Annotated in this window: 18 protein-coding genes; 6 read left to right on the forward strand and 12 right to left on the reverse strand. The window is 66.5% G+C overall.

Annotation, left to right across the window (positions count from 1 at the left end):
• Positions 1 to 307: 307 nt before the first annotated feature.
• Positions 308 to 589, forward strand: coding sequence for a hypothetical protein (locus NA10_RS34195; RefSeq protein WP_067574851.1), 282 nt, complete (start codon positions 308 to 310; stop codon positions 587 to 589).
• 77 nt (positions 590 to 666) lie between these two features.
• Here the strand turns inward: NA10_RS34195 and NA10_RS34200 are convergent, their stop codons facing one another.
• A complete protein-coding gene (locus NA10_RS34200) occupies positions 667 to 1,110 on the reverse strand; it encodes a DUF4189 domain-containing protein (RefSeq protein ID WP_169812701.1) in 444 nt (147 codons plus the stop codon).
• A gap of 154 nt (positions 1,111 to 1,264) precedes the next feature.
• Here NA10_RS34200 and NA10_RS37860 point away from each other — a divergent pair, with 154 nt between their 5' ends.
• Together NA10_RS37860 and NA10_RS34210 are read left to right on the forward strand one after the other, a co-directional pair.
• Entirely contained in the window at positions 1,265 to 1,687 is a 423-nt protein-coding gene (locus tag NA10_RS37860; protein ID WP_169812702.1) for a hypothetical protein, read from the forward strand.
• A 97-nt stretch (positions 1,688 to 1,784) separates the two neighbouring features.
• A complete protein-coding gene (locus NA10_RS34210) occupies positions 1,785 to 2,201 on the forward strand; it encodes a VOC family protein (RefSeq protein ID WP_067574854.1) in 417 nt (138 codons plus the stop codon).
• A 216-nt stretch (positions 2,202 to 2,417) separates the two neighbouring features.
• Here NA10_RS34210 and groL read toward each other — a convergent pair whose 3' ends face one another.
• From groL to NA10_RS34240, 6 genes are all read right to left on the reverse strand, one after another.
• Complete coding sequence (gene groL / locus NA10_RS34215; RefSeq protein WP_067574855.1) at positions 2,418 to 4,040, reverse strand: chaperonin GroEL; 1,623 nt, start codon at positions 4,038 to 4,040, stop codon at positions 2,418 to 2,420.
• Positions 4,041 to 4,304: 264 nt separating this feature from the next.
• On the reverse strand, positions 4,305 to 4,604 hold the full coding sequence (locus NA10_RS34220) for a DUF222 domain-containing protein (RefSeq protein WP_067574856.1): 300 nt from the start codon (positions 4,602 to 4,604) through the stop codon (positions 4,305 to 4,307).
• A gap of 46 nt (positions 4,605 to 4,650) precedes the next feature.
• Positions 4,651 to 5,388 (reverse strand): Clp protease N-terminal domain-containing protein, encoded by a 738-nt coding sequence (locus NA10_RS34225; protein ID WP_067574857.1) that lies wholly within the window; start codon positions 5,386 to 5,388, stop codon positions 4,651 to 4,653.
• Positions 5,389 to 5,451: 63 nt separating this feature from the next.
• Complete coding sequence (locus tag NA10_RS34230) at positions 5,452 to 6,537, reverse strand: NAD(P)/FAD-dependent oxidoreductase (RefSeq protein ID WP_067574858.1); 1,086 nt, start codon at positions 6,535 to 6,537, stop codon at positions 5,452 to 5,454.
• Positions 6,538 to 6,641: 104 nt separating this feature from the next.
• Positions 6,642 to 7,541 carry an RNA polymerase sigma-70 factor gene (locus NA10_RS34235; RefSeq protein WP_067574859.1) on the reverse strand — a complete coding sequence of 300 codons (900 nt, stop codon included), beginning with the start codon at positions 7,539 to 7,541 and terminating at the stop codon, positions 6,642 to 6,644.
• Positions 7,542 to 7,685: 144 nt separating this feature from the next.
• On the reverse strand, positions 7,686 to 8,117 hold the full coding sequence (locus NA10_RS34240) for a hypothetical protein (protein WP_067574860.1): 432 nt from the start codon (positions 8,115 to 8,117) through the stop codon (positions 7,686 to 7,688).
• Positions 8,118 to 8,305: 188 nt separating this feature from the next.
• Here NA10_RS34240 and NA10_RS34245 point away from each other — a divergent pair, with 188 nt between their 5' ends.
• Entirely contained in the window at positions 8,306 to 9,115 is an 810-nt protein-coding gene (locus NA10_RS34245; protein ID WP_067574861.1) for an alpha/beta hydrolase, read from the forward strand.
• A 53-nt stretch (positions 9,116 to 9,168) separates the two neighbouring features.
• Here NA10_RS34245 and NA10_RS34250 read toward each other — a convergent pair whose 3' ends face one another.
• The 4 genes from NA10_RS34250 to NA10_RS34265 form a co-directional block, all read right to left on the reverse strand.
• Positions 9,169 to 9,531 (reverse strand): UBP-type zinc finger domain-containing protein, encoded by a 363-nt coding sequence (locus tag NA10_RS34250; RefSeq protein ID WP_373862482.1) that lies wholly within the window; start codon positions 9,529 to 9,531, stop codon positions 9,169 to 9,171.
• A gap of 12 nt (positions 9,532 to 9,543) precedes the next feature.
• Positions 9,544 to 11,019 carry an ATP-binding protein gene (locus NA10_RS34255; RefSeq protein ID WP_067574862.1) on the reverse strand — a complete coding sequence of 492 codons (1,476 nt, stop codon included), beginning with the start codon at positions 11,017 to 11,019 and terminating at the stop codon, positions 9,544 to 9,546.
• Between the two features lie 10 nt (positions 11,020 to 11,029).
• On the reverse strand, positions 11,030 to 12,703 hold the full coding sequence (locus NA10_RS34260) for an NAD(P)/FAD-dependent oxidoreductase (protein WP_067574863.1): 1,674 nt from the start codon (positions 12,701 to 12,703) through the stop codon (positions 11,030 to 11,032).
• A 102-nt stretch (positions 12,704 to 12,805) separates the two neighbouring features.
• A complete protein-coding gene (locus NA10_RS34265) occupies positions 12,806 to 13,030 on the reverse strand; it encodes a hypothetical protein (protein ID WP_067574864.1) in 225 nt (74 codons plus the stop codon).
• 223 nt (positions 13,031 to 13,253) lie between these two features.
• Here NA10_RS34265 and NA10_RS34270 point away from each other — a divergent pair, with 223 nt between their 5' ends.
• Together NA10_RS34270 and NA10_RS34275 are read left to right on the forward strand one after the other, a co-directional pair.
• Complete coding sequence (locus NA10_RS34270) at positions 13,254 to 13,703, forward strand: SRPBCC family protein (protein ID WP_067574865.1); 450 nt, start codon at positions 13,254 to 13,256, stop codon at positions 13,701 to 13,703.
• Positions 13,704 to 13,752: 49 nt separating this feature from the next.
• The gene (locus tag NA10_RS34275) at positions 13,753 to 14,436 is read left to right on the forward strand and encodes an SIMPL domain-containing protein (protein ID WP_157556966.1); all 684 of its coding nucleotides are present in this window, start codon (positions 13,753 to 13,755) and stop codon (positions 14,434 to 14,436) included.
• A 9-nt stretch (positions 14,437 to 14,445) separates the two neighbouring features.
• Here NA10_RS34275 and NA10_RS34280 read toward each other — a convergent pair whose 3' ends face one another.
• Complete coding sequence (locus tag NA10_RS34280; protein WP_067574867.1) at positions 14,446 to 15,477, reverse strand: beta-ketoacyl-ACP synthase III; 1,032 nt, start codon at positions 15,475 to 15,477, stop codon at positions 14,446 to 14,448.
• Positions 15,478 to 15,644: the final 167 nt, after the last annotated feature.

Genomic DNA, 15,644 nt, shown 5'->3' on the forward strand with positions numbered 1-15,644 from the left:
CACACGCACACAGGAATTCGCGGGCTCTTTGTCCCGGTCAGTCTCTGAGGCAACTCCTACAGCTTAGCCCGTACCGCACAGCAGAACCAAATCCGCTGGTCAGTGGAGCTAGTGTGAGTGTCAGGCGCTCCTCGTACAACCTCGTTTCCCAGGCCCTCGGGGCTCCGGGTCGGTGTCCGTGTCGCTCTGACTTGGATAAAGTTACGTGTCGCTACGAACGAAGTCAAATCGGCTGGTCAGCGGCGCGAACCGGGCAATCCGAACGAATGGTCTAACCGATGCGCGCCCGAAGCGCACCCTTGTTCGTGTGTACGTCTGCGATTGGTCGATTACGAGCGGTGTAGTCGGCGAGTTCGCGGAGCGACTACCCCGTGAAGACGAAGCGCGGTGGCGGGTCAGCTGGCTCCCCGGACGACTGCTCACCCGAGACCAGGCACTCGCGGCAATGGAATTGGTCGAACTCCTCTACGACACGACTCGGCCCGCCGACGATGCGTCGCGCACGGCCATCGCGGCCGCGGCCGAGCTGCTCGGTATTCGGCCCATCGACGCCGCGGCCACGCTCTCCGAACGGCATCCGGGTAGATGAGGAACGGGATGTGGAACGACGAAGGCCGGTCCACCCGAGGTGGACCGGCCTTGTACGTGCACGCGAGCGGCTGAGAATCAGCCCGCGTTACCCGTGCACTTGGAGACGACCAGGATGCCCGGGCCGCCCGCGGCGCTCATCGACGACGGACGGAAGGCGCCGGCCAGCGCCTGCCGCTCGGCTTCGAAGCGGGTCGGGGCGGTGCCCCAGAAGTAGCGCGCGTTCGAGCCGGAGGTCTTGGCCACGGCGCCACAGCCGTCGACGAAACGCACCGCGATATGGCAGTAGCTCGGATCGCCGCAGTCGTTCAGGGCGTCGCGGTCGGCCTCGTCCCAGCTCGGGTAGTTGTACGCGGCGGTCCAGTCCTCGGTGTCGTTGTCGTATTCCAGAATCGCGATCGAACCGTAGAGGCGGCCGTCCGGCCCGGCCTCTTTCGCACTCGCGGGCCCCGCGCCCACGATCACACCGGCCAGCATGGAAGCGGTGGCCAGCCCCAGGGCAGCCTTGCCCAGTGAAAACATGCAGATCTCCCCATCAGATTCGGTCTCCAAGTGAGACCGGTTTCGATCTTGACCGGCCGATGCCCGAAATGTCCAGCGATATCCCATTTGTGGGGATGCGGAACACTCTCCGATTTCCGTCCGATTTAAGTACGGATGCTCAATATCGCTTGGTATGCAAGAGCTTTCAGGGTTGCTGTACCGCATCCGGCACAGCCTCGACACCCAGGTATCGCTGTCCCGCATCCGGCGACAGCGCACCCTCGGACGCGATCGCGGGCCGAAGAGTGCTGATCACCGGCGCTTCCTCCGGAATCGGCCGGGCCGCCTTCTGCAGGCCGAAACACACACCGAGAACGTGCGATTCACCTCGGTGTACATGCCGCTGGTGCGCACGGACATGATCACGCCCAATCCGCTCTACGCCGATGCCGCCGCGCTCACCCCGGCGCAGGGCGCGCAGATCATCGCCGATGCGGTCATTGATCGGCCACGCCGGCTCGAACCGCTGCTCGGGCGGGTCAACTCGCTCATCGACGCGGCGCTGCCCGAACGCGCCGACGCCCTCAGCAGTGCGCGCTTCCGCACCGGGATGTGACCGCGAAATTCAGGGAAAGCTCGAGTCCATCGATTATTTTCGGCGGGGTCGGCCGTCTGTACCGATGACCTCGCTCGAGCACAGAAAAGAGACTCCCATGAGCAACACCGACCTCGCCCTCACCCACGTATCGCTGCTGGTCGACGACCAGGAGAAGGCTCTCGAGTTCTACCGCGACATCATCGGCCTCGAGGTGCGGCAGGACATGCCGTTCCCCGGCGGCCGCTGGCTGACAGTCGGCCCCGCCGCGCAGCCCACCATCGAATTCATCATCGAGAACCCGGCCATGAACCCCACCCCCGAGCGCTCCGCCGCGGCACAGGCACGTCTGGCCAGCGGGGCGCAGGGCACGCTCATCTTCCGCGTCGACGATGTCGACGCGCTGTTCGCCAAGCTCACCGAGGCGGGTGTGCAGGTCGATCAGCCCCTCATCGATCAGCCCTACGGCATGCGCGACTGCGGCTTCCTCGACCCCTGGGGCAACCACCTGCGCTTCTCCCAGCTGCTGGGCTGAGCGGGAAACACCCACGCCCGCAACCCGAATCACCGCCGACCGGCTCAGCACCACCGGATCGCCGGGATCGGCTCAGCACCACCGAATCGCCGGGATCGGCTCAGCACCACCGAATCGCCGGGATCGGCGAATCCCATCCCCCCACAACGCCGAATCCCGGCCCACCAATTGGTGGGCCGGGATTCGGTTTCGGAAAGTGTTGCCGGAGGGCTGGACTCAGAAGTCCATGCCGCCCATGCCACCGGTCGGGTCGCCCGCGGGGGCGGCCTTCTCCGGCTTGTCGGCGACAACGGCCTCGGTGGTGAGGAACAGCGCCGCGATGGAGGCGGCGTTCTGCAGGGCGGAGCGGGTGACCTTGACCGGGTCGGCAACGCCGGCGGCCAGCAGGTCGACGTACTCGCCCGAATCGGCGTTCAGGCCGTGGCCGGCGGGAAGGTTCGAGACCTTCTCGGCGACGACGCCCGGCTCCAGGCCGGCGTTGAACGCGATCTGCTTCAGCGGCGCGGACAGCGCGACGCGAACGATGTTCGCGCCGGTGGCCTCGTCACCGGTCAGGGACAGCTCGTCCAGAGCCGGAGCCGCCTGCAGCAGGGCCACGCCGCCACCGGCGACGATGCCCTCTTCGACGGCGGCCTTGGCGTTGCGCACGGCATCTTCGATGCGGTGCTTGCGCTCCTTGAGCTCGACCTCGGTCGCGGCACCGGCCTTGATGACCGCAACGCCGCCGGCCAGCTTGGCCAGGCGCTCCTGAAGCTTCTCGCGGTCGTAATCCGAATCCGAGTTCTCGATCTCGGTACGGATCTGCGCGACACGGCCCTTGATGGCCTCCGGGTCGCCCGCGCCCTCGACGATGGTGGTCTCGTCCTTGGTGATGACGACCTTGCGGGCCTGGCCCAGCAGCTCGATGCCGGCGGTCTCCAGGGAGAGGCCGACCTCTTCGCTGATGACCTCGCCACCGGTGAGGATGGCGATATCGGCCAGCATGGCCTTGCGACGGTCGCCGAAGCCCGGCGCCTTGACGGCGATGGACTTGAAGGTGCCGCGGATCTTGTTCACGACCAGGGTCGAAAGCGCTTCGCCCTCAACGTCTTCGGCGATGATCAGCAGCGGCTTGCCGGCCTGGATGACCTTCTCCAGCAGCGGCAGCAGGTCCTTGACGGTCGAGATCTTCGAACCGACGAGCAGGATGTACGGATCCTCGAGGGTCGCTTCCTGACGCTCCGGGTCGGTCACGAAGTAACCCGAGATGTAGCCCTTGTCGAAGCGCATGCCCTCGGTCAGCTCCAGCTGGAGCCCGAAGGTGTTGCTCTCCTCGACGGTGATGACACCTTCCTTGCCGACCTTGTCCATGGCCTCGGCGATGAGCTCACCGATGGACGAGTCGCCGGCCGAGATACCGGCGGTAGCGGCGATCTGCTCCTTGGTCTCGACCTCCTTGGCGGTGGCGAGGAGGCGAACGGTGACGGCCTCGACGGCCTTCTCGATGCCACGCTTGAGACCCAGCGGGTTCGCACCGGCCGCGACATTGCGCAGACCCTCGCGAACCAGCGCCTGGGCGAGCACGGTGGCGGTGGTGGTGCCGTCGCCGGCGACGTCGTCCGTCTTCTTGGCGACTTCCTTGACGAGCTCCGCGCCGATCTTCTCGTACGGGTCCTCGAGCTCGATTTCCTTGGCGATGGAGACACCATCGTTGGTGATGGTGGGGGCGCCCCACTTCTTCTCCAGCACGACATTGCGGCCCTTCGGGCCCAGCGTCACCTTGACAGCGTCGGCCAGGGCGTTCAGACCCCGCTCGAGACCGCGGCGAGCCTCTTCGTCGTACGCAATTGTCTTGGCCATTGCGTTGAGATCCTCCAGATCAAGGGGATTGACACGATCTGGCCAGGCGCGGTGCCCGCGACGGACGACCTCGTTGGGCCTCACCGTCCCGACCTAGCACTCACAGGTCAGGAGTGCCAAAGCCATTTCTAGCACTCTGCCCATGGGAGTGCAAGGTCGGGGGAGGTGCTGACGCCAAGTCCCGGGAGCTTCGCCCCCGAACTCCCGCACAGAAGGGGGCGCTGACACCCGGCCGGGGGCTCCGCCCCGAACGCCGAAGACCTGCTAACGCACCAGCCGGTCATCGACCCTGAGCAGGAGCGCTATGAGGGCGTCCGTGCGGCGCTCCTCGGGGGTGCGGGGTTCGCCCTGTTCTTCCGTGACCAGTTCCGCGTCGTTGAGGAGGAGCTCGGCTTCGATGCGCATGATGGCGCGTACGAATGCCGGAGCGACGTCGGGCGGGAGGTCACCGTTCACGATGGTGCCGCCGTCCGGAGCGTCCTCCGTGGAGACATAGGAGAGGGCACGCACCAGATCGATGCGCTTTTCCCCTGCAACTAGGTCGGAACCTTCGTCGTCCGCCATACCCACATGGTATCGGGCGTGGCCCCTGGGACGGGTGAGGCGGGGTTTATTGCGCGTCTTGGACGGACTTGGGGAGCGAGGCGAGCAGGGCGGCGATATCGGTGGAGACCGCCTCCTTGTCCAGACCGAGGCCGGACAACACTCCGCTACCGGCCTCCACCTCCAGCAGCGCGAGCAGCAGATGCTCGGTGCCGACGTAGTTGTGGCCCAGGCGAAGTGCCTCGCGGAAGGTCAGTTCCAGCACCTTCTTGGCCTGAGAGTCGAAGGGAATCAAGGCCGGAACCTTCTCGGCGGCCGGCGGGACCGCGGCGGTGGCGACGCGGCGCACGGCGTCGGCGCTGACGCCCTTGGCGATGATGATCTGCATCGCAAGGGATTCCGGATCGCGCAGCATGCCCAGAATCAGGTGCTCGGGGACGATTTCGGCATTGTTGGCATCGCGGGCCTCCTCCTGCGCGCCGACCACCGCATTGCGGGCCCGCGGGGTGAAGCGGGCGAACCCGGCGTTCGGGTCCAGGGCCCCGGCACCCGCGGCATCGCCCGGATCCTTCGGGACGAAACGCTTCTGCGCGGCCTGTTTCGTGACGCCCATACTGCCGCCGATATCGGTCCAGGAGGCGCCGGAGCGACGTGCCTGGTCGACGAAATGGCCGATGAGGTGATCGGCGAGGTCACCGAGGTGATTCGCGAGCACCACGGCCTCGGAGAGCTGGTCGAGCGCGTTGTCGGGGCGGGCCTTCTTGATGCCGTCGATGAGGTCGTCGAGGCGGAAAGGGTTCGTCATGCGTCAACTATAGGTTGACCATCGCGTGATAGTCAACCATTAGTTGACGAATTCGGCGGGCGTTCAGGGGCGGGCCAGTTTCACCGCGCCACTGACGATCTGCTCCTTGAACCACGCCCCGGCGCGACCGGTCAGCACCGTGCGCGCGGGCGTGTCATCGGCGTGCACGAACTGGATGACACCGTCGCGACGGCCCAGGCTCAGGCACTGGAAGTGGTAGCGGAACTTCCACGGCGCGGGCTCCTTCCCCGCCAGACGAGCGGTGAGGGCGGCGGCCGCGAACTTGCCCGTCGGCAGGGCGGTCGCGCACGACATGCGCAGGGCGCGCTCGGCCGGACCGGCGACCACCGCACTGTCCCCCGCGACGTAGATCTCCGGATGCGACAGCGAGCGCAGTTCGGGGTCGACCAGCACGCGACCGCGCGCGTTCACCGCCAGACCCGAACGGGCCGCGACCTCGGGAACGGCGAAACCCGTTGTCCAGAGCACTGTTTCGGCGGGCAGCTCGGCGCCGTCGACCAGTTCGAGACCGGTCGCGGTCACCGCGGCGACCTTGGCCCCGGCGTGCACGCACACACCCAGGCGGTCCAGGGCCGCCCGAATGTGGTTGTGCGCCTTGGGCGAGAGCCAGCCACCCGGCTCCTCACTGCTCACCAGGTGGATCTCCAGCTCCGGCCGGGATTCGGCCAATTCGGCCGCCGTCTCGATACCGGTGGAGCCGCCGCCGACCACCGCGACGCGGCCGGACAGGGCCGGCACCCGGGCCACATCCTCGGGAGTGGCGACCGGGTAGGCGTATTCGGTGGCGCCGGGCACGGCACCGGTGTCGGCGAAGCTGCCCAGGGCCAGGATGAGGGAGTCGTAGGCGAGCGACCACTCCCCCTCGAGCCGCACCCGGCGGGCAGCCGGATCGATGTCCAGCACCCGCCCCCGAATGAACTCGATGCCCTTGCGCTCCAGCATCTCCGCGAGATCGCGATGCGGAATCGACTGTCCGGCCAGCGCCTGGTGCAGTCGAACGCGCTCGATCCACTCCGCGCGCGCGTCGACCACCGTGACACGCGCACCCCGCGCCCGCGCCGCCCGCTTGGCCGCGGACAGGCCCGCGTAGCCCGCCCCCAGGACGACGATTCGATGTGCTTCGGTCATGAGAGTGACTCCCTTTCGCTAGGACGACACCTTCTAGACCGGACAGGGCGGCGATCCCTGACAATTCGAGCGTGTGTGCTGCGTCACGGGCGGGGAGCCGGGAGTCAGGCGTTGCGCGGGGTGAGTGTGGCGGTGCGGGTGAAATAGGCGAGTTTGTCGGGGTTGGCGACCAGGCGCAGGGCGGAGATGCGGTCGCCGGTGATCTCGGCGGCGGCCACCAAAATGGTCGTGCCGTGCGAGCGCGCCACGATGGCGGGTGCGCCGTTGACATCCTCGACGCCGACGGACAGGCCGGGGGTTTCGGTGGCGAAGAGTTTGACCAGGTAGAACGCGACCTTGGCGGCGCCGACCACGGGGCGGCGGGCGGCATTGATCTTGCCGCCGCCGTCGGCCACCGAGACGATATCGGCGGTGAACATGGCTTCGAGCGCGGCCACATCGCCGGAACCGGCTGCCGCCAGGAACTTTTCGTAGAGTGCGTAGGCGTGCGCGGGCGCGGGATCGAAGCGCGGGCGGTTCTCGCGCACGTGCCGAGTGGCGCGCCGGTAGAGCTGCTGCGAATTGGCCTCGGTGAGGTCGAGCATGTCGGCGATCTCGCGGTGCGCGTAGCCGAATGCCTCGCGCAGCACGAAGACCGCGCGCTCGGCAGGGGTGAGTCGCTCGAGCAGGGTCAGGAAGGCCAGTGAGACCAGTTCGCGCTGCTCCACGGATTCCAGCGGACCGAGTTCGGCGGCGCCGGTGGCGACCGGTTCGGGCAGCCACGGGCCGATATAGGTTTCGCGGCGGGCGCGGGCCGAATCCAGCCAGCCGCGGCACAGATTCACCAGGATGGTGGTCAACCACGCCTCGGGGGAACGGATCTCGGTATTGGCGCTGGCGGCCCAGCGCAGATAGGTCTCCTGAACCGCGTCCTCGGCCTCGCTCGCCGAACCGAGCATGCGGTAGGCGAGGGCGAACAGGCGCGGTCGATGCCGCTCGAACTCCACCAGCTCACCGGCGTCCATTCGTTCACCCGTCCTCGCGTCACGCATTCGATCGGGGACATTACCCCTGCCCGGGGACAGAACCGCGGTGAGTATCCACCCACCACCCGCCATGATCGAATACGGCTGCGCCACAAAGACTGATCGGTACTACGCCTTGCGAAGTTACTTCGACGCGCCGATCGCGTTGGCCACGGGAGTATTGGCGTAGGTCTGCGCGAGGCAGACGAGTTTGGCCGTCCCGAGCGCGACATTCGGGCTGCCGTCGAATTTCGAGCCCGGATTCGCGGCGAGCACCTGCTGGATGACCTGCTTCTCGGTATCCCCGTCGAGATCCCGGAATTCACCACAGGTGGTCTGCGCGCCATGGGGCGCGGTGTTCTTCTTGACCGCGGCGGTGGTCGCGGGGGCGCCGCTCGGCGGTTCGATCGGCGCGGCGGCCACCGTGGAGGTGACGGGGGCGGCGGATCTGCCCGCGGCGGAGGTGGTCGTTTCCTTGCGTAGGCCGCTGGATTCGGTGGATTTATCCGATCCGCACGCGGTGAGGCCCAGTACCAGCGCACCCGCGGCGAGGGCGACGATCGCAGTCTGTTTCATAACCCTTTTCCGAGACCGTTTTTGAGCATCCTCACACCGGGTCCGGCCCGGCGCTCGTGGCAGAGTACCCGGACACGGCGGGACGACGCACCGGGGCGCGGAACAATCCGGGCGTGCGGACAGCACGGGTCCCGTATCGTCACTACGAGGCGAAATGAGACGAATCACCTTCGATCAGAGGAGGTCTCATGCCCGCACCGAAAACCCCCATCGTCTTCGTGCACGGTCTGTGGATGCACGGCGACAGCTGGACCCCGTGGCTCGAATACTTCGACCGCGCGGGATTCGCGACCGTGGCCCCCGGCTGGCCCGGCGACGGACCGGATCCGGCGAGCACCCGAGCGCATCCGGCCGCACTGCGCAATCGCGGAATCGCGGAGGTCACCGACCACTACGCCAAATACATCGCCGACCTACCCGCGCCGCCGATCGTCATCGGGCATTCGTTCGGCGGGCTGATCGCGCAGAAACTGCTCGCCGAGGGCAGCGCCATCGCCGCCATCGCCATCGCGCCCGCGCAGTTCAAGGGCGTCTACATCCTGCCGCCCGCCCAATTGCGCAGTGCCGGGCCGATTCTCGCGCGACCGTGGCTGCGATCCAAGACCTGGTCGCATACCGCGGACAGCTATCACCGGTCGTTCGCCAATGCGGTGCCGCGCGCCGAGTCGGATCAATTGTTCGCGCAGTATGTGATTCCGGCACCGGTGAAGCCGCTGTTCCAGGCGGCGCTGTCGAATGTGAGCCCGAAAACCGAAGCGGCCGTGGATGTGTACGCGCAGCGCGGACCGCTGCTGCTGATCGCGGGCACCGCGGATCGGACCGTGCCCGCCGCCATCGTGCGGTCGGAATTCACACTCCAGCAGCGGAATCCGGGTGTCACCGAACTGAAGGTGCTCGAGGGCCGAGGCCATTCCATGGCGGCCGATCACGGCTGGCATACCGTCGCCGATCTGGCGCTGGAGTTCCTGACCACGCACAAGCTGGCGCCCCCGGAATGAGCGAAACCCCCGGGAGGCGATGCCTCCCGGGGGTTTTCACCGACCGAGCACACTCAGTTCAGATGACTCTGCCAGTCCGCGGGCACCCGCTCGCGCGGACCCGGCACCGTCTGACCGACCGGATGATGGTGCGGTGCGGCCAATTCCGGCCCGTCGCCGTACATATCCTCGGTCTGATAGTTGTAGAACCAGCTCTCACCGGGCTCATAGCTCTGCGCGAACGGATGTCCGCTGCTCGCCGCGTGTTTGGAGGCGTGCTGGGAGGGTGAGCTGTCACAACAGCCGACGTGCCCGCACTGCGCGCAGCGCCGCAGGTGCAGCCACCAGCCCTGATTCGCCTCGCATTCCACGCATCCGGGCCCGCTCGGGGCCACGGTGGGATCGATTCCCTCGATCTGCGCCTTCTCCGACATCATCCGCCTCCTGTATCAGGGTGCCGTGCTTGCTGTTTCGACGTTCTCGGGAGCCACGGCCGCCGCCGACCCCTCCAGTGGCAGTCGCACGATGAACCGGGTGTCACCCGGTTCGGACTCCACCCGGATATCACCGTGATGCTTGTTCACCACAATGCGGAAGGAGATGTCCAGGCCCAGACCGGTGCCCTCGCCGACCGGTTTGGTGGTGAAGAACGGCTCGAAGATCCGGGTGCGGATCTCCAGCGGCACCCCGGGCCCGGTATCGCCGATTTCGATTGCGGCACAGTCACCTTCGCGATAGGTGCGGATGGTCAGGATGCCGCGGCCGTGCATGGCCGCGATGGCGTTGTCGATCAGATTGGTCCACACCTGATTCAACTCGGCGGCATAGCAGGGCACCGTCGGCAGCGCGTGGTCGTACTCCTTGACCACCTCGATGTCGTCGCCGATCTTGCGGCCCAGCATGACCAGCGTGCTGTCCAGCAGCTCGTGGATGTCGACCACCTGGAAGGGCGCGCGATCCATCTGCGAGTACTGCTTGGCCGCGTTCACCAGGGTGGAGATGCGGGTGGTGGAGTCGGCGATCTCGTTCATGAGCAGTTCGGTCTCGACCGTGTAGTTCAGCCAGCGGATAGCGCCCTCGAAAACCGCGCCCTCACAACCGGTGAGAATGCCGTGCACCTTCTCCAGCCAGTCGATATCGAATCCGGCCTGGACGAAGGTGGGCGCGATATCCCAGCCGTTGGCGATACCGTGCGCCTCCAGCCAATCGCCTAGTTCATCCTCCCGGTCGGCGGCCTCCATCGGTGTGAGGGTGGGCGCCTTGGCCACCTGGGCGGCGGCCTCCTCCTGCAATTGCGCCAGCGCCTCCATGGTCGCGGAGTCGAATTTGCCGGAGGACATCATCTTCAGCTTGTGCCGCATGCCCGCGACGCGTTCGCGCAGCGAGGAGGTGGCGCGCACGGCTGCGGCGGCCGGATTGTTCAGCTCATGGGTCAGGCCCGCGGAAAGCGAACCCAGCGCGAGCAGCCGCTCCCGCTGTCCGATGCGCTCATTGGCATTGCGGTTGCCGAAGAAGACGCCCTCCAGCAGATGCACCGCCATCGGGAACCATTCCTGCATCATCTTGGAGAAGGTGCCCGCGTCCAGGACGAAGAATTTGGACGGCTTGGTGACATAGAACGATCCGCTGTAGTGCTGATCGACCTTGTCGCCCATATACGCGGTCCACGCGCCCGAGTAGGAGCCGTGATGGTCGGTGCGGACCAGTTCGATCTCCTCGCCGCCGGACATCTTGGTGAGCCGGACCTCGCCGTCCATCAGGACGTAGAAGCAGGTGCCCGGTTCGCCCTCGCGGTACACCAGACCGGGTTCGAAATGTTCGACGCGGCCGTCCTTGCAGAGCCAGGCCAGCTGTTCGTCGGTCAGCTTCTCGAACAGGAACAGCTCCCGCAGTTCATTGGGATCGCAGATGTATGTATGTCCCACGGCTCAACTCCTACTGTTTCGCGATCCAGCGGTGCACGAGCATGACGGCCATGGCGCCTTCGCCGACCGCCGACGCCACTCGCTTCGCCGACTCCGACCGTACGTCGCCGGCCACGAAGACGCCGGGAACGCTGGTCTCCAGATGTTGCGGCGGACGGGGCAGTTCCCAACCGGCCGGTTTGCTGCCGTCCACCATCAGATCGGGGCCGGCGAGCACATAGCCCCGGTCGTCGCGGTGTACGACACCGTCGAGCCACTCGGTCTCCGGGGCCGCACCGATGAAAAGGAACAACCGCTCGGCATCGACCTTTTCTTCCGCGCCGGTCGCATTGTCGCGCAGCACCAGGCGTTCCAGATGATCGTCGCCGTCGGCCGAGACCACCTCGGTGCGCGGATGCACCTTGATATTCGGAATCTGCTCGATCTGCTGGATCAGATAGTGCGACATGGAATCCACCAGGGATTCCGCCCGCACCAGAATGTGCACGGTCCGCGCGTGCCGGGATAGGTACACCGCCGCCTGCCCCGCCGAATTCGCGCCGCCGACAATATAGATATCGCGCTCCGAGCAATCCGATGCCTCGGTCATGGCCGATCCGTAATAGACGCCGCGTCCGGTGAATTCATCCACACCGGGTGCCGGATGATGCCGGTAATTCACACCGGTCGCGATCACCACGCTGTGCGCGGCGATCTTGGAGCCGTCCGCGAAGCGCACCACGCGGGCCGAACCACAGGGTTCCAGCCCGACCACCTCGCGGGTGGTGATCAGCTCGGCCCCGAACTTCACGGCCTGACGCCGCGCGCGATCGGCGAGCTGCGCACCCGAAAGCCCGTCCGGGAAACCGAGATAGTTCTCGATCCGCGAACTCTGACCCGCCTGACCGCCGGTCGCGGTGCGCTCGACGAGCACGGTGCGCAGGCCCTCGGAGGCGCCGTACACCGCCGCCCCCAGCCCGGCCGGACCACCGCCGACCACGATCAGATCGTAGAAGTCCTCGGCCGGAACGGTATTGAGCCCGACCGCCGTGGCCAGCTCCGAATCGGTGGGCATGATCAGCACCTCACCGCCGGAGTTGATGATCACCGGGCATTGATCCTCGGTGGCATTGGCGGCGGTCAGCAGGCGCGCGCCCTCGGGCTCGTCGAACTGGTACCAGCGGTACGGCAACTGATTGCGCGCCAGGAATTCTCGCACCTCCGAGCAGCGCGCGGACCAGCGGTGCCCGACCACCTTGGTCTCGGTCACCGGCTTGTGGTCATCGCTGCGCCAGGCGTCGAGCAGGGCGTCGATCACCGGGTACAGCTTCTCCTCCGGCGGATCCCACGGCTTGAGCAGATAGTGGTCCAGATCGACGACATTGATGGCCTCGATGGCGGCATCGGTATCGGCGTACGCGGTCAACAGGACGCGGCGCGCGTACGGGTGCAGGTCCATGGCCTGCTCCAGGAATTCGACGCCGTTCATACCCGGCATCCGATAGTCGGCGATCAATACCGCGACCGGCTGGCCGCGCAGTTTCAATTCCCGAAGTACCTCGAGCGCGTCCGCGCCCGACTCCGCCCGCAGAATCCGATAATCCGCCCCGTACCGGCGGCGCAGATCACGAACCACGGCACGCGAGACGCCCGGATCGTCGTCCACGCTGAGGATGGCCGGCTTGGCGGCAGCTGGTGAAGTCACCTGAGAAGTATGAGCCGCGTTGGCAAGTCGAATGTGGTCCGAGTGTCCGCCGTGCGCGAACTCGGGGATGCCGAGGGCGGGAACTCCGGCGCGTTCACCTGGTCAAATCCGATGGTGCTGAACCAGATCCAGCTCGTTCGGCGTGAGCAGTCGTTCCAATCGTTCCTCGAGCTGACCATCGGGTCTGGATCTTCTCGGTGTGCGGGGAACCTGGGAGGCATCGCGCATCTCGTCCGACGGGAGGAGCGGGAGCTGATCGACGCCGTTCGCGGCGGCGGAGTCGTCGGAGACGCTGGTCTTGCGATGCAGGAGCGAGCGCAGTTTCACGGCCGATCACCTCACGTTTCGCATCGGAAGCTGGTGGCCTGTCTGTTACTTCGTCTATCCCACATTGTGCGTCACCCATTACATTCGGCCATGCGCCCGCACCGGAATGTGATCTAGTTGAATTTCAGTGTTCGGATTGTTCGCGCGATGTTCGATTGTCACGATATGTCCGTACCCACCTAGGATGCGTAGTACTGATCGTCACGTTCTTCCGGAGGCAGCGTTGCCGAATACTCTCGAAGCCACCATCGACATCGCCGCGGCGCCCGAGCAGGTGTGGAGCGTCATCTCCGATCTCAAGCGCATGCCGGAGTTCAGCCCGAACACCGTCCGGATGCAGCCGCTCGGCAAGACCAGGACCGGCACCTGGACCATCAATCTCAATCGCGACGGCGCGAAGTACTACCCCACCACCTCGCGGGTGGTGCGCTTCGAACCCAATCGCGCACTGGCCTTCCGGATGAACGAGAACTTCACCATCTGGAGTTTCACCCTGGAGCCCACCGAGGGCGGCACCCGGCTCATTCAGCGGCGGGATGTCCCCAAGGGCGTCAACCCGGTGGTGCGCAAGCTCATCGACAAGGTGCTCGGCGGCGAACAGGTCTTCGAGGCCAACCTGGTCACCGGTATGAACGAAACCCTCGACAGGATCAAGCGGACCGTCGAGAAGTGATGCGCGTGTTTGCCGGTGGTCCACACCCCCGATGCGTAGGTTCGCGGGTATGCGACGACGTATAGCGATCTGCGCCGCGGCCACCGGACTCGCGCTGCTGCTCACCGGCTGCGGCACCGACAACGACCGTGCGGTGACCGTGGTCGGCTCCGGCAAGGTGTCGGGTGTGCCCGATGTGCTCAATGCGGATCTGGGGGCCGAGGTCACCGCCGCCGATGTCTCCACCGCGGTCGACGGGGTGAACGACAAGGCCAAGGCCATGACCGATGCCATGGTCACCGCCGGGGTCAAACGTGAGGACGTGAAGACCAGCGAACTCTCCGTGCAGCCCACCTACGGGCCGGAGGGGCGCACCGTCATCGGTTACAAGGCAAGCAATTCCGTGCATATCGCGGTGCGCGATCTGCCCAAGGCGTCGGCCATTCTCGACGCGGCGGTCAAGGCAGGCGGTAATGACACCCGCATCGCCGCGGTGGCCTTCGGGCTCGAGGACAATGCCAAGCTGCTCTCGGACGCGCGGGCGCGCGCCTTCGACGATGCCAAGGCGCGGGCGCAGCAGTACGCGGATCTGGCCGGGCTCAAGTTGAAGAAGGTCAAGACCATCAACGAGGGCAGCAGCGGCGGACCCAGCCCGATGCTGCGCCAGGCCGCGCCGAACGACAGCGGTTTCGCGCTGGAGCCGGGCCAGCAGACGGTGACCTTCGATGTCACCGTCGTCTGGGAACTCGGCTGACGCGGAGCCTCAGCTCTTCCAATTCGGCAGTGTCACAACCTGTGCCGCGTAGGACAGGCCCGCACCGAAGGCGATGAGCAGGGCGGTGCCGCCGGGCTTGGCATCGCCCTGCCGCAGTAGCGCCTCCATGGCCAGCGGAATCGAGGCGGCCGAGGTGTTGCCGGTCTCCTCGATGTCATTGGCCAGCGCGCAGTGCTCGGGCAGGTGCAGCACCCGGGCCATGATCTCGATGATCCGGCCGTTGGCCTGGTGCGGAACCATGGCGTCCAGCTCGCCCGGGGTCAGGCCCGCGCGTTCGATGGCGTCGCGGCAGACCTTCTCCAAAGAGTGTGCGGCCCAGCGGAATACCGCGGTGCCCTCCATGGCGAGGTAGGGGCGGACCGCGTCCAGGCCGTTGGCGTCGATTTCGCGGAAGAAGTCCATCCAGTCCTTGTCCTGGCGGATGGCGTGATGCTGGGTGCCGTCCGAACCCCACACCGTGGGACCGATGGCGGGCTCGTCCGAGGCGCCGACCACCACCGCGCCCGCACCGTCCGCGAAGAGGAAGGCGGTGCCGCGGTCGGCCGGATTCACCGCGTCGGTGAGTTTCTCCACACCGACGACCAGGACATTGCGGGCGGTACCGCCCTTGACCAGATCCGAGGCCACCGCCAACGCGTGACAGAAGCCCGCGCACCCGGCCGAGATGTCGAAGGCGGCCACCCCGTTGAGACCCAGTTCGGTGGCGATCTGCGGGGCGGCGGCGGGCGTGAGCAGCAGCCAGGTCGAGGTCGCGACGATTACGCAGTCGATGGTGTTCGCATCGATCTCGGCGGCCTCGATGGCATCGCGGGCGGCCGCGGCGCTCATGCTGATGATGGTCTCGTCGGGCCCGGCGAAGCGGCGGGTGCGAATACCGGAGCGGGTGCGAATCCACTCGTCGGTGGAGTCGATCGGCCCGGCGACCTCATCGTTGGTGACGACCCGGGCGGGGCGGTACACGCCGAGCCCGAGCATTGCGGTGTGCTCTACCCCGCTGATCGAGGCGATTCGAGCAGCCATGGTGCATCTCCTATGTACTGCGCGTCGAACATGACCTTCATCGGGTTCCCCAGCCCCCGCGGGACGCGAATGCCGCAGACATGAGGCCCCCTCATATTAATCGGAACAGCCTCTCACGGAAGTGCGTTCACTCACAATTCGCCCCAACATCGGGCTGCATCACCCGA

This window comes from Nocardia acidivorans NBRC 108247 (assembly GCF_001625085.1).
Lineage (GTDB): Bacteria > Actinomycetota > Actinomycetes > Mycobacteriales > Mycobacteriaceae > Nocardia > Nocardia acidivorans.

What these genes read in the sequence shown, in the direction of transcription:
- NA10_RS34210 (WP_067574854.1), top strand. Translation starts at nt 1,785, where the DNA reads ATGAGCAACACCGACCTCGCCCTCACCCACGTATCGCTGCTGGTCGAC.
- NA10_RS34275 (WP_157556966.1), top strand. Translation starts at nt 13,753, where the DNA reads ATGCGACGACGTATAGCGATCTGCGCCGCGGCCACCGGACTCGCGCTG.
- NA10_RS34220 (WP_067574856.1), bottom strand. Translation starts at nt 4,604, where the DNA reads ATGGCGGACGACGAAGGTTCCGACCTAGTTGCAGGGGAAAAGCGCATC.
- NA10_RS34230 (WP_067574858.1), bottom strand. Translation starts at nt 6,537, where the DNA reads ATGACCGAAGCACATCGAATCGTCGTCCTGGGGGCGGGCTACGCGGGC.
- NA10_RS34240 (WP_067574860.1), bottom strand. Translation starts at nt 8,117, where the DNA reads ATGAAACAGACTGCGATCGTCGCCCTCGCCGCGGGTGCGCTGGTACTG.
- NA10_RS34245 (WP_067574861.1), top strand. Translation starts at nt 8,306, where the DNA reads ATGCCCGCACCGAAAACCCCCATCGTCTTCGTGCACGGTCTGTGGATG.
- NA10_RS34250 (WP_373862482.1), bottom strand. Translation starts at nt 9,531, where the DNA reads ATGATGTCGGAGAAGGCGCAGATCGAGGGAATCGATCCCACCGTGGCC.
- NA10_RS34225 (WP_067574857.1), bottom strand. Translation starts at nt 5,388, where the DNA reads ATGACGAACCCTTTCCGCCTCGACGACCTCATCGACGGCATCAAGAAG.
- NA10_RS34280 (WP_067574867.1), bottom strand. Translation starts at nt 15,477, where the DNA reads ATGGCTGCTCGAATCGCCTCGATCAGCGGGGTAGAGCACACCGCAATG.
- NA10_RS34235 (WP_067574859.1), bottom strand. Translation starts at nt 7,541, where the DNA reads ATGGACGCCGGTGAGCTGGTGGAGTTCGAGCGGCATCGACCGCGCCTG.
- NA10_RS37860 (WP_169812702.1), top strand. Translation starts at nt 1,265, where the DNA reads ATGCAAGAGCTTTCAGGGTTGCTGTACCGCATCCGGCACAGCCTCGAC.
- groL (WP_067574855.1), bottom strand. Translation starts at nt 4,040, where the DNA reads ATGGCCAAGACAATTGCGTACGACGAAGAGGCTCGCCGCGGTCTCGAG.
- NA10_RS34200 (WP_169812701.1), bottom strand. Translation starts at nt 1,110, where the DNA reads ATGTTTTCACTGGGCAAGGCTGCCCTGGGGCTGGCCACCGCTTCCATG.